This is a genomic window from Hydrogenophaga sp., from assembly GCF_051860785.1.
Taxonomy (GTDB): domain Bacteria; phylum Pseudomonadota; class Gammaproteobacteria; order Burkholderiales; family Burkholderiaceae_C; genus Hydrogenophaga.
On record NZ_JBIMLB010000011.1, the window covers coordinates 168,583 to 180,717 of the forward strand.

At 65.5% G+C, this 12,135-nt stretch carries 11 protein-coding genes; 3 read left to right on the plus strand and 8 right to left on the minus strand.

Going from position 1 to position 12,135, the window contains the following annotated elements:
- Positions 1-2 precede the first annotated feature (2 nt).
- Positions 3-923: an AAA family ATPase gene (locus ACTIF6_RS15895; protein ID WP_439588891.1), complete on the minus strand. Its 921-nt coding sequence runs from the start codon at positions 921-923 to the stop codon at positions 3-5.
- A gap of 26 nt (positions 924-949) precedes the next feature.
- On the opposite strand from ACTIF6_RS15895, the gene ACTIF6_RS15900 reads away from it, so the two are divergent.
- On the plus strand, positions 950-1,903 hold the full coding sequence (locus tag ACTIF6_RS15900; RefSeq protein WP_439588892.1) for a histone deacetylase family protein: 954 nt from the start codon (positions 950-952) through the stop codon (positions 1,901-1,903).
- Positions 1,904-1,929: 26 nt separating this feature from the next.
- Positions 1,930-3,237 (plus strand): mechanosensitive ion channel family protein, encoded by a 1,308-nt coding sequence (locus ACTIF6_RS15905; RefSeq protein ID WP_439588893.1) that lies wholly within the window; start codon positions 1,930-1,932, stop codon positions 3,235-3,237.
- On the opposite strand, the gene ACTIF6_RS15910 is transcribed toward ACTIF6_RS15905, so the two are convergent.
- From ACTIF6_RS15910 to ACTIF6_RS15940, 7 genes are all read right to left on the minus strand, one after another.
- Positions 3,224-4,519: a TRAP transporter large permease gene (locus ACTIF6_RS15910; RefSeq protein ID WP_439588894.1), complete on the minus strand. Its 1,296-nt coding sequence runs from the start codon at positions 4,517-4,519 to the stop codon at positions 3,224-3,226. The genes ACTIF6_RS15905 and ACTIF6_RS15910 overlap by 14 nt on opposite strands.
- On the minus strand, positions 4,516-5,034 hold the full coding sequence (locus tag ACTIF6_RS15915; protein WP_439588895.1) for a TRAP transporter small permease: 519 nt from the start codon (positions 5,032-5,034) through the stop codon (positions 4,516-4,518). The genes ACTIF6_RS15910 and ACTIF6_RS15915 overlap by 4 nt, the downstream gene beginning before the upstream one ends.
- Before the next feature lie 86 nt (positions 5,035-5,120).
- The gene (locus ACTIF6_RS15920) at positions 5,121-6,134 is read right to left on the minus strand and encodes a TRAP transporter substrate-binding protein (RefSeq protein ID WP_439588896.1); all 1,014 of its coding nucleotides are present in this window, start codon (positions 6,132-6,134) and stop codon (positions 5,121-5,123) included.
- A 93-nt stretch (positions 6,135-6,227) separates the two neighbouring features.
- A complete protein-coding gene (locus ACTIF6_RS15925; RefSeq protein WP_439588897.1) occupies positions 6,228-6,800 on the minus strand; it encodes a hypothetical protein in 573 nt (190 codons plus the stop codon).
- Positions 6,801-6,874: 74 nt separating this feature from the next.
- Positions 6,875-9,232: a CHASE2 domain-containing protein gene (locus tag ACTIF6_RS15930; RefSeq protein WP_439588898.1), complete on the minus strand. Its 2,358-nt coding sequence runs from the start codon at positions 9,230-9,232 to the stop codon at positions 6,875-6,877.
- A 7-nt stretch (positions 9,233-9,239) separates the two neighbouring features.
- Positions 9,240-10,925 (minus strand): FecR domain-containing protein, encoded by a 1,686-nt coding sequence (locus ACTIF6_RS15935; RefSeq protein WP_439588899.1) that lies wholly within the window; start codon positions 10,923-10,925, stop codon positions 9,240-9,242.
- Complete coding sequence (locus tag ACTIF6_RS15940; RefSeq protein ID WP_439588900.1) at positions 10,922-11,698, minus strand: response regulator transcription factor; 777 nt, start codon at positions 11,696-11,698, stop codon at positions 10,922-10,924. The genes ACTIF6_RS15935 and ACTIF6_RS15940 overlap by 4 nt, the downstream gene beginning before the upstream one ends.
- Before the next feature lie 188 nt (positions 11,699-11,886).
- On the opposite strand from ACTIF6_RS15940, the gene ACTIF6_RS15945 reads away from it, so the two are divergent.
- A partial coding sequence (locus tag ACTIF6_RS15945; RefSeq protein ID WP_439588901.1) for an electron transfer flavoprotein subunit beta/FixA family protein occupies positions 11,887-12,135 on the plus strand: 249 nt, incomplete at its 3' end.

A 12,135-nucleotide genomic window follows, 5' to 3' on the forward strand; every position in this document is an offset into this window, starting at 1 on the left:
CCCTAGGGGAGAGGAATGGCTTCCAGCATCGCGCGGACCTGTTCGACCGGGCCACGCCCTGCATCCCGCACGGGAATCAACCGATGCGACACCGTCTGCGGCAGGATGGCCGCAATGTCGTCGGGCGCCACGTAGTCGCGGCCATTCAGGTAGGCCTGCGCCTTGGCCGATCGCACCACGGCCAGCGCCGCGCGCGGTGAAAGGCCTTGCGCAAACCAGCGCCCGCTGCGCGTGGCAGCCACCAGGTCCTGCAGGTATTCGAGCACCGGCTCGGCGGTGTGCACCTGGCTCACGGTGTGCTGCAGGTCCGAAAGATCGGCGGGCGTGAGGGCCGGTGGCATGCGTTCGAGCATGTCGCGCCGGTCCTGGCCGCGCAGCAGCTCGCGTTCGGCGGCGCGGTCCGGGTAGCCGATGGACAGGCGCATGTGGAAGCGGTCGAGCTGCGATTCGGGCAAGGCATAGGTGCCCAACTGGTCGTGCGGGTTCTGCGTGGCGATGACGAAGAACGGCTCGGGCAGGGCGCGCGTCTCGCCCTCCACCGTGACCTGCTTTTCTTCCATGGCTTCAAGCAGCGCGCTCTGTGTCTTTGGGCTGGCGCGGTTGATCTCGTCGGCCAGCAGCACCTGGGCAAACACCGGGCCGGGGTGGAACACGAAATCTTCGCGTCCGCGTTCGTAGATCGACACGCCCACCAGGTCGCTGGGCATGAGATCGGCGGTGAACTGCACGCGCGAGAACTGCAGTCCGAAGGAGCGCGCCAGGGCATGCGCCAGCGTGGTCTTGCCGACGCCGGGGACGTCTTCGATCAGCAGGTGTCCGCCGGCCAGCAGGCACGCCACACAGTCGGAAACCTGCTGCGATTTGCCCACGATCACCGTGTTAAGCTGATTCAGCAGCAGTTGGATTCTTGTGTCGGCTTGCATGCCGCGAACCATACCGTAAAACCGCCATGAGTCAGGCCACCGGGTATTTCACCCACAAGGATTGTTGGAGACATGAAATGGGCGCCGGCCACCCGGAGTGCCCCGAGCGGCTGGATGCGATCGAAGACCGCCTGCTCATCTCCGGACTGGACGTGGCGCTGGAGCGCCGCGAAGCCACGGCGGCTTCCCTGGCCGATCTCGAACTGGCGCATGGCCGCATGCACCTGGCTTCATTGCGTGGCCTTTGCGAAGGACTCAAGGAAGAGATTGCTGCGGGCGGACCTCAACACGCACAGGTCGATCCCGACACCGCCATCAACGTCCACAGCTGGGACGCCATCCTCATGGCCGCGGGCGCGGCCATCGATGCCACCGATGCGGTGATGGCCGGTGAAATGGCCAACGCCTTCTGTGCCGTGCGCCCCCCAGGCCACCACGCCACGCGCAACCAGGCCATGGGCTTCTGTTTTGTGAACAACGTGGCGGTGGCCGCGAAGTACGCACTGGAGCGCCACGGCCTGCAGCGCGTGGCCATTGTCGATTTCGACGTGCACCACGGCAACGGCACCGAGGACATCGTCGCGGGCGACGAGCGCATCCTCATGTGCAGCTTCTACCAGCACCCGTTCTATCCCGTCTGGGAGCATTCGAAGGCGTCCAACCTCGTCAACCTGCCGGTGCCGGCCTACACCAAGGGCATGGACATCCGCGAGCTGGTGGACATGATGTGGCTGCCGCGCCTGGAAACGCATCGGCCGCAGATGATCTTCATCAGCGCGGGCTTTGATGCACACCGCGAGGACGACATGGGCCAGCTCGGCCTGGTGGAGAACGACTACAGCTGGATGACCTCGCGCATCAAGGAAGTGGCGCAGCGCCACGCCAACGGCCGCATTGTGAGCTGCCTGGAAGGCGGTTACGCGCTGAGCGCGCTGGGCCGCAGCGTGGAAGCCCATCTGCGCGTGCTGGCCGACGTTTGAATTTCCGCAAAACGATTCGCTGACCCATGGCAAACACGTCACCCAAACCTATTGACGACATCGGCCTCTGGCTTGCTGGTTTCACCCAGCCTTCCGTGCTGATCGAACTCGCGGCACTCGCGGTCTGCGTTGCATTGGCCTGGGGCCTGAGCTGGGCACTGCGCAATGCGCTGCGCATGACGGAAGAAAAGACCTCGGTGCTGTTTGGCCGACGCCTGATCGATGGTGTGATGTTTCCGCTGGCGCTGCTGCTGCTGGCCTACGTGGCGAGGGCGCTCATCACCCAGGTGGTGCCACTCGCGGCGTTCCGGGTGGCCATTCCCGTGCTGGTGTCGCTGGTCGTCATCCGGGTCGGCGTGAAGGTGCTGCAGGCCGCGTTCACCACCGCCCCCTGGGTGCGGGCGCTGGAGCGCACCATTTCCTGGCTGGCCTGGCTGGCCATGGTGCTGTGGGTGAGCGGCCTGTTGCCGGTGGTGCTCGCCGAGATGGACGACATCTCCTGGAAGATCGGCGCGTCCACCTTGACGCTGCGAACGTTGATCGAAGGCATCATCACGGCGGCGGCGGTGATGATCCTTGCGTTGTGGGTGTCCTCGGCGATCGAGGCGCGGCTCTTGCGAAAGGCGTCGGGCGGCGACCTCTCGATGCGCAAGGCGGTCAGCAACGCCACGCGCGCCTTGCTCATGTTTGTGGGCCTCATGGTGGCGCTCTCGGCCGTGGGCATCGACCTTACCGCGCTCTCGGTCTTCAGCGGTGCGATCGGGGTGGGCATCGGCTTCGGCCTGCAGAAGCTCGCTTCGAACTACGTGAGCGGCTTTGTGATCCTGGCCGAGCGCCGGCTGCGCATCGGCGACAACGTGAAGGTGGACAACTTCGAGGGCCGCATCCTCGACATCAACACCCGCTACAGCGTGATCCGCTCACCGGCGGGGCGCGAATCCATCGTGCCCAACGAGCTGATGGTGATCAACCGGGTGGAGAATTTTTCCGCCGCGTTGACCCGGGTCTGGCAGACCTCCGTGGTGTCGGTTGCCTATGGCAGCGACGTGGAGCGCGTGAGCCAGTTGCTGTTGCAGGCGGTGGACGAGCAAGCCGCTGCCCTGAAGGAACCCGCGCCGCAGGCCTCGCTTTCCGCCTTTGGTGCCGACGGCCTGCAGTTCACCGTGGGCTACTGGATCAACTCGGGCGATGGCACCGAGCAGCTCAGGCTGCTCTCGCTGATCAACCGCCGCATCCTGCAACTGCTGCAGGAAAATGGCATCGACATACCGTACCCGCAGCGTGTGGTGCACCTGCACAGAGCGCCGCGCGAAGAGCCCGCTAGCGGCCCATGAGGCTCGGCAACCAGAGCGAAATGGCGGGAAACGCGATCAGGATACCGAGGCGGACGATGTCGGCCATGACGAACGGCCACACGCCCTGGAAGATGTGATTGAGCTTCACCTCTTTCAACAGGGAGTTGATGACGAAGAGGTTCATGCCCACGGGCGGCGAGATCATGCCGATCTCCACGATGGTCACGATCAGCACGCCGAACCACACCGGGTCGAAGCCCAGTCCCGTGATCACGGGGAAAAACACGGGAATGGTCAGCAGCACCATCGACAGCTCTTCCATCACCAGGCCGAGCGCGACGTAGATGGTCATCATCATCACCACCACCATGATGGGGTTGGGGCTGAACTGGAGGATGAAGTCCCGCAGGTCGCCTGGCATGCTGGTGAAGTTGATGAAGCTGGTGAACACCATCGCGCCTATCAGGATCGTGAACAGCATGGCGGTGGTTCGGGTGCTCTCGACCAGGATGTCCATGAGCACGCGCGGTGTGAGTGCGCCGCGCAGCAGCGCAAACAGGAATGCGCCCGCAGCGCCCACGCCCGCACCTTCGGTGGCGGTGAACACCCCGCCGTAGATGCCTCCGATCACGAGCGCGAACAGCACCGCCACGCCCCAGATGCTTCGCACGGCGGCCAGACGCGCCGCCCAGCCCTGGTACTCCGCGGGCGGGCCGGAGGCCGGATCGCGCCAGGTGGTGTACATCACCGCCAGGCACAGGCAGGTGATGGCCACCAGCCCAGGCAGGATGCCGGCGATGAACAGCTTGCCGATGTCGGTTTCGGTGATGATGCCGTAGATCACCATGATGGTGGACGGTGGGATGAGGATGCCCAGCGTGCCGCCCGCAGCGATGGAGCCGGTGGCCAGCGTGTCCTTGTAACCGTGGCGCTTCATCTCGGGATAGGCCACGCGGGTCATGGTCGCCGCGGTGGCAATGGAGGAGCCGCAGATGGAGCTGAAGCCACCCGAGGCGATCACGCTGGCCATGGCCAGGCCACCCGGTCGGTGGCCCACGAAGGCATTGGCGGCCTTGAACAGTTCGCGGGCCATGCCCGCGCGCGCCACCAGGTTGCCCATCAGGATGAACAGCGGAATGACCGAGAGCACGTAGTGAAAGCCGGTCTCGAAGATGACCTGGCTGGTGCTGGCGAAAGCAGGCTGCCAGCCGCGCATGAGGCCAAGGCCGACGATGCCGGCGATGGACATGGAGATCGCGATGGGCACGCGCAGAAGGGCCATCGCGAAGACGGCGAGGAATCCGAGGGTGGCCTCGATCATGGTGCGGTTTCCTCAAGCTTCGCAGAGGTGGGAAGTTGCGGCGAAGGCGTGGGCGCCTCGACGAAGACGAACAACAGGTGAACCAGCGCGGTCAGCATCAACAGGCCCGCCATCAACCACGCCACCGGGGAGAGGGAAACCTGCAGGTACACGGTGATGTCACCGTATTCGGCGAAGCGTTGGGCGCGGGTGGACATGAGGTAGGCCAGGAAGGCGAAGGCACACGCGCAGATCAGATGGATCAGCCGTGCCTGGATGCTGCGCATCCAATCCGGCAGGAAGGCGTCGAGCGAATCGAACACCACGTGCTCGCTGCGCCACGACACCATGGGCAGGGCACCGAAGATCACGATCACCATGAGGATCTCGGTGATCTCCAGACCCCCCGGCACCGATTGGTTGAAGAACCGGCGGCCGGTCACGTCAACCAGGGTGAGCCACATGATGCCGAACAGTGCCATGGCAGCCATGAGCCCGGTGGACCAGCGCAGCATGCGCTCCAGCGTGTTGAGCATGGTGTTGGGATTCCCGATGTGAAAAGGCCGGCGGGCAATGTGCTCCACCGGCCAGGTATGGCAGGCCTCGAGGTGAGCGGGGGTTGTTACTTCACCTTCGCGATTTCGGCGCGGAATTCGGTCAACACGGCCTTGGGATCCTTGAGGCCCTTGGCGGAAGCCGCTGCAGCCCACTTGTCTTCCAGCTCACCCTGCTTGGCGGCCACGGCCTTCACGAAGGCATCGTCGGCTTGCACGCGCACCACGCCCTGGGTCTTTTGCAGTTCGCGGCTGGCCGCATCCACCTTGTCCCAGCCTTCACCGAAGGTGCGCGCAGCGACTTCACCGGAAAGCTTGTCCACCACCGCCTTGTCCTGGGCCGACAGCGCGTCGTATTTCGCCGGGTTCATCATGAAGACGAAGCTGGTGTTGTAGAGGCCACCGGGGAAGGTGGTGGCGTGCTTGATCATGCTCAGCTTGAAGGAGGCCACGGACTCATCGGGAAAGAAGGTGCCGTCCATCACGCCGGTAGACAGCAGCTCGAACGACTCGGGGGCCGGCTTTAGCGTGGTGTTCCAGCCCATGGCCTTGGAAAGTTCGTTGATGTTGCCGCCACCGATGCGGAACTTGAGCTTGCCGGCATCGGCCGCAGACGTGACGGGTTGCTTGGCATTGAAGATGATGCCGGGCCCGTGCGTGAAGACCGCCAGCACTTTCACGCCCCGGTGTTCACCCAGGGGCGCGAAGTACTTGCTGTAGATGCGCTGGTAAGCCACCGAGGTGGCCGTGGCACTGTTGCCCAGGAACGGGAATTCGGCCACCTGCGTGTTGATGAACCGGCCCGGTGTGTAGCCGTCGACCGTGAAGGAGATGTCGGCCAGGCCATCGCGCACCGCGTCGAAGGTTCCGGGAGGCGCTGCCACACCCTTGGGCAGGATGTTGCACTTCATGCGGCCCGCGCTTTCCTTCTCCAGCATGTCGCACCATGTCTTTTGCGCCATGCTCAGTGTGTGCGTGGGACCGACCCAGCTGGAGGCGGAAAACACAGTCTGGGCAGAAGCCGCACCGCCGAGGAACACGGACGACGAAAGGGCTGCGGCCACGAGCAAACGAAGTTTCATGCAGGGTCTCCTGAGTGGGACGGTTGATTACTCAACATAAGCAGTTGAGCATGTCCCACTATAGGCGAGCACCTGCATTTGTCGCCTCCAGACTTACCCGGATTCGCCGACCGTATGGTTGGTTAATGGTCGTTGCGGCGACAGTCTGGGGTGTGACGCAGCTCCCGAAGGCTGGCCCGTGGTGATCGCTGCCAGCAGGCGTGCCCCCGCGGCCAGTTGCTGGTGCTCGGGCACGTTCTGCAGGTTGCCAAACAGGCGCCTGGCGTTCTCGGGTGGGGAGGTCGCGCGCGCGGCCAGGTACCAGAGCCGAAAGATGTGCGCTTCATCGGACAACGGCATCTGGTGCGCCAGGTTCATGACGGCGGCGAACAGGAAATCTGCCGCATGGCCAGGCGAGGGCCGCCGGCCGCCCTCGGCTTCTTCATGGCTGCGCCAGGCCGGGCTGTGCACCATGCGCTGCAGCCGGCGTGCACGGCCCAGGCCACGGTCCAGTTGCAACTGCTGTTCCCAACTGCGCACGGGGTCTTCGCTGCTGTCCTGCGCGGCGGTGGTCCCTGCCAGCTCCCTTGCCAGTGCATGGGCACGATCGGGGTCTTCGCGGCTGAACAGCAGCCGAACGGCTCGCCCGAGCAAGCGCATCTCGGTGATGGAGGAGCGGGTTGACATACCTGGAAGGTAGTGCTTGCCCCATGGCGGTGCAATCGAATTGACATTCGATTAACAGACCCGCTTGAGGGTGGCTACGCCGTGGTGGGTGGGAGCGTGAAGTGAAAGGTGGTTCCCTGGCCGGGCCGGCTGTTCGCCTCAATGCGGCCGCCGTGACGTTCCACCACCGTGCGCACGAAGACCAGTCCCAGGCCCACACCGCGCGTGGCGCTCTGGTCGGGGTCCAGGCGCGCGAACTGCTGGAAAAGGGATTGCAACTGTTCAGGTTGCAGGCCGGCGCCTTCATTGGTGATGGAGAGGTGCCAGCCGGCTTCGGTGCGCTGCACCGCACAGTGCACGCTGGCGTCTGGCTGCCCGTATTTCACGGCATTCACCAGCAGGTTGGCGATGGCGCGGGTGAGCAGTCCCTTGTCAGCCTGACACAGTGCCGGCGCGTCCGGCCGCTGCACATCGAACGCCACGCCCCGTGTCTGCGCCTGTGGCCACACATCGTCCACCGCCTCGTCCAGCAGATCGACGAGGTCCACTGTCTGCATGCGGTAGGTGCTCGACTCAGCGCGCGCAAGCTGCACGAATTCCTCGGCGAGATCCAGCGTGCGGTGCGCGTGCCGCTCGATGCGCTCCAGCATGTCGGCTGGCACCGGCGCCTGCGGGTTCATGCGCTGGACTTCGAGAAGCGCGAGGATGGAGGACTGCGGCGAACGCATGTCGTGCGAAATGAAGCGCAGCGCCACGTCGCGCTGGCGCTCGGCCTCGCGAATGGGTGTGATGTCCACCAGGCTGGTGATCCAGCTCGTGGTGTAGCCCTCGGTGTTGAAGCAGGGCACGAAGCGCACGAGCAGATCGCGGCCATCGGCATCGCGCGCCTCGGCGCCCCAGGACACGTTGTCCTGGCGCAGGCGGTCGCGCGCGTCGAAGATCGGCTGCCGGGTATCGGTGCGTCGCACGTGGCGCAGCAGTTCTTCCAGCGGACGCCCGCGCAACCGGGTGATCTGGCGCGCGGCAAAGTACTGCCTGGCCGACTGGTTGGCCATGAGCACCTGACCCGAGGTGTCGGTGATCAGGGTCGCATCGGGCACGCTGTTGAGGGTTTCGCTGACGAAGCGGTGCAGGTTGCGCAGTTGTTCCGATGCGTCCTGCAGCGCGTGGATGTGCCGGTCCAGCAGATCACCCGAACGCGATGCGGGCAACATGGTGGGCAGGTCGCGGCGAGCTTCCATGCGCTGGAACTCCTCGAGCAGATAGCCGATGGCGGTGCGCAGTCGGCGCCACACCCACAGGGGGTAAGCCAGCAGCACGCCCAGCAGGCCAGCCGCTGGCGCGAACTGCAGGCCAGCGAGCGACGCGCCCAGCCATGCGGCGCCCAGCGTCGCCGTCAGCAGCGCGGCGCTGGCGAGCAGGCCGGCGGTGGGAGGCAAGAGCACCACGGTGAGCAAGGCCAGCGCCACGGGCAGCACGCAGAAAACGGCGCTCTGCCATGGCATCGCGCGCTGCAGGCGTTGATCCAGCAGCAGGGCATTCATCACATTGGCCGCAATCTCCACACCGGGCATGAGTTCGGCTCTGCCCGAGCGCGGCGTGGCGTAGGCGTCTCCCATACCGGCGGCGGTGGCGCCCACGAGCACGTACTTGCCCGCCAGCCGTTCGGCGCTGACCTGACCCTTGAGCACATCGACGTACGACACGCGCTCGAAACTGCCCGGCGGACCCGAAAAGGGAATCTGGATCCAGTGGTCGCGCTGCCAGGCCAGAGATTCGGACGGCGGCGGTGCGCGCTGACCCGGCAAAGCCTTGGGCGGCGCAAAGCCGCCGACGCGCAACACGGCCAATGCAAAGTGGTCCCACCAGCGTGTGCCGTCGCCTTCTCGCAAGAACGTGCTGCGCACGATTCCGTCGTTGTCGATCTCCAGATGGACGTGACCCAGAGCGGTGGCGGGCGCCGCAAGCGCCGGCACAGGCTCGGAGCGGCTCAGGCGGCCGTCGCCGTGGATGTCGCGCAGCACCAGCGGCAGCACCACCCGGCCAGCGCGCGCGATCGCATCACCCAGCAGGCGGTCGTCGCCCGCTTCGACCGGATCGCTTTCGACGAAGATGAGGTCCAGACCCACGGCGCGGGGCTTCGCAGCCGCGATGCGGTCGAGCACGGCGGCGTGAATGGCACGCCGCCAGGGCCAGCGGCCGATCGCCTCCAGGCTCTTGTCGTCGATAGCGACGATCACGATGTCGGATGACAGCTGCGGGCTGTTCAGGCGGCCCAGTTGATCGTTGATGACGAGGTCGATGCGCTCCAGGCTGCGCAAGCCGCTGAGCGCGGCGACCGCCGAAAGCAGCAGCACCGACAGCAGGCACCATTCGAGCCAGCGCGTGGGGCGCGCACGGCGCGCTGGGTCCTGAAACAGCGACGATATGGAGTCGGGTGGTTGAGTATCCAAGCGGTGTTCAACGTGCGCCGGGTGTCAACGGCAGACCCTCGGAGTTTGTCACCGGTCGTGCATCAGAACTGGTCACGTTGGCCGACACGTCCAACTGCTGCACCGCGGACCAGGGTCCCTGCAGTCCGTCGCCATCGATTTGTCTCATGCGCACAAAGTAGCGGCCGGGTGGCGGCAAGGCGCGCGTGTAGGTCGGCAGAGCGAGTTCCAGGTCGTCCAGTGGTTGTGCAAAGTCCGGGGAGCCCGCCATCTGGAGGCGATGCCGCCACGGACCACCCGCGCTCGCACCCCAATGAATGCTCAGCGTGGCGCCGCCCTGCGTTCGCATCGACGGTGGCTCGGGTGCGGGGGGCAAGGCCACCACGGTGAACGGCACCGGCGGACTGAACGGGCCCATATCGCGCCCGCCCTGGGCGTCGCGCGCCACCGAGGCCACGCGCCAGTGGTAGTTGCCAGGCGCCAGCGCCCGGACGGCGTGTTCGCATCGGGCCAGATCGGGCGAGGTGGCCACAGGCTGGATGAAGTCCGCCTCCGAGGCCACTTCGAACCGGTAGCCCAAGACACCCGGCGTTTCGGTGCAGCGCAGGTCGATGTCCGGCGCGGGCACTCGGCTGCCGAGGCGAGGCTCCAGCAGCAGGGGCGCCTGAGGGTGCGCATTGACCCGCAGCGCCTGCACCGCTTCGCCACCGGGCATGCCCTGCGCATTGACGGCGCGCACGGCAACACGGTAGTCGCCATCGTCCGGCGTGGAGAAACGCGCCAGGGGTTGGCCAAAGCTTGCATTGCGCAACACGTGCTGCCCGGCTTCGTCGTTGGTGATGCGCACCTGCCATGCGACGGTACCCGGCGATTTCGGCAAAGGCAGCTCGATCCATGTCATGTCTTCCACCACGCTGGGCAATGCTGACAGGTCGGGTGCAGGCAGCAACGCGGACACTTGAACGGCCGCGCGCGCCTGCGCCCCCACGCGCGCCCCTTCGCCTGCCCGCACCAGCGCCACGCCGTTTCCTGCGGCGGCAGACAACGCCTGCACCTGGATCGAGCCCTCGCGCACATCGCCGATGAATTCGCCTCGTTCGCCCACTGCCACGCCAAAGGTGGTGCCGCGCACGCCACCCACGGCCAGCGGCGTGCGCACTTCGAAACGGCTGCCCGTGGACGGCCTCAAGGGTGTCACCGTGGCATCGACCCGACCGCGTTCGAGTTGCAGCACCGATCGCGCGCGCCCGGACACCGGCTCGTGCCGCAATTCGCGCAAGTGCAGGGTGGTGCCGGTGGCCACGCGCACCACCGAGCCATCGGCCAGGCGCAGGCTGACATGGCCACCCTCGGCAACGTCGACGCTGGCCCCTTCCTGCAGGCGCTGGCCAGCGGCCAGCGGGGTGCTGTTCCCGCTGCCGGCTTGCCCCGCCACGTGCAGCACCTCGGCCTGCGCGGGTGGTGCGCGCAGCAGGGCGGCGGGAATCACCAGCGTGCGCCCTGGCATCAGGCGCAACGGATCGCGCACCTGGTTTCGTGACTGCAGCTTCGGCCACTGCGCGGGGTCTTCCAGGTAGCGCGCCGCCAGGTCGTAAAGCGTGTCGCCCGGCTGCACGACATGGCTGCCATCCACCTGCGCCAGCACCGGCATTGACAGGCACAGCCACGCTGGCAGGTGCAGAAGCCGGGCGGTGCGCATCCTGGTGTTCTTCACGGCGCTTGCACGCTGGCGGCCGGGCTGGTTTCTTCCAGCCGATAGCCGTGGTTGTAGACGGACACCAACCGGTAGCCCGACGGCGCACGCAGGCCGAGCTTGCTGCGGACGTGCGACACGTAGACGTCCAGCGAGCGAGAGGAGATGTCTGAGCCGATGCCCCACACCGCCTCGATGAGGTGACCGCGCGAGAGCAGGCGACCGATGTTGCGGAACAGCAGCAGCGCGAGGTCGAATTCCTTGTGGGTGAGGGTCTCGATCTGGGCATCTTCCTGCCAGACGGTGCGCTCCTGTACGAGAAAGCGGTAGCGGCCCCAGGCCATTTCAGTGGTGGCAGAAGCGTGGCCACCTCGGCGCAGCAGTGCCATCAGGCGCGCGCGCAACTCCGCCACGCGCGTGGACTTGACCATGTAGTCGTCGGCGCCGCAGTTCAGACCCTCGACGATGTCGCGCTCGTCGCTGCGGTTGGTCATCATCAGGATCGGCATGGGAGACATCGACATGTCGCGGATGGCGCGGATCACCCTGGGGCCGGATATGTCGGGCAATTCCCAGTCCACGATGAAGAGATCGAAGGTCTCGCGCGGCAGCAAGCGCAGCAGGGACGTGCCATCCACAAAAGGGTGACAGTCATGACCCATGGACACAACAACGGCCTTGATCAGGTCCAGCTGCGCAGGATCGTCATCAACGGCGGCGATGCGCATGGCGGTGGGGCAAGTGAAGAGGCAATGGAATCCCTGGAAGTGGCTTGCACGAATATATCGATGCATGTGTTGAGATGCAGCCGTTTTGACAATCTATTAAGACTTCGACGCCGAAGGGTGTTCTGCGCCTACAATGTCAAAAAAGCACGATCGTTCTTTTGTGGCGAAATACCCCTCTCCCCACGCATACAATGCTTGGTTGACGTTCACGTCAATGTGACGCCCGTTTTTTCAATCATCAGGAGCAAAGCAGCATGAAGGTCCTCGTCCCCGTCAAGCGCGTGGTGGATTACAACGTCAAGGTCCGGGTCAAGAGCGACGGGACGGGCGTTGACATCGCCAACGTCAAGATGAGCATGAACCCGTTTGACGAGATTGCGGTGGAAGAAGCCGTGCGGTTGAAAGAGAAGGGTGTGGTCACCGAGGTGATCGCCGTCTCCTGCGGTGTCACGCAATGCCAGGAGACCCTGCGCACGGCCATGGCCATTGGCGCGGACCGCGCC

Excerpts from the sequence above, each read along its gene's own strand:
- ACTIF6_RS15900 (WP_439588892.1), top strand. The coding sequence starts at position 950 with ATGAGTCAGGCCACCGGGTATTTCACCCACAAGGATTGTTGGAGACAT.
- ACTIF6_RS15905 (WP_439588893.1), top strand. The coding sequence starts at position 1,930 with ATGGCAAACACGTCACCCAAACCTATTGACGACATCGGCCTCTGGCTT.
- ACTIF6_RS15915 (WP_439588895.1), bottom strand. The coding sequence starts at position 5,034 with ATGCTCAACACGCTGGAGCGCATGCTGCGCTGGTCCACCGGGCTCATG.
- ACTIF6_RS15940 (WP_439588900.1), bottom strand. The coding sequence starts at position 11,698 with ATGCATCGATATATTCGTGCAAGCCACTTCCAGGGATTCCATTGCCTC.
- ACTIF6_RS15920 (WP_439588896.1), bottom strand. The coding sequence starts at position 6,134 with ATGAAACTTCGTTTGCTCGTGGCCGCAGCCCTTTCGTCGTCCGTGTTC.
- ACTIF6_RS15895 (WP_439588891.1), bottom strand. The coding sequence starts at position 923 with ATGCAAGCCGACACAAGAATCCAACTGCTGCTGAATCAGCTTAACACG.
- ACTIF6_RS15925 (WP_439588897.1), bottom strand. The coding sequence starts at position 6,800 with ATGTCAACCCGCTCCTCCATCACCGAGATGCGCTTGCTCGGGCGAGCC.
- ACTIF6_RS15910 (WP_439588894.1), bottom strand. The coding sequence starts at position 4,519 with ATGATCGAGGCCACCCTCGGATTCCTCGCCGTCTTCGCGATGGCCCTT.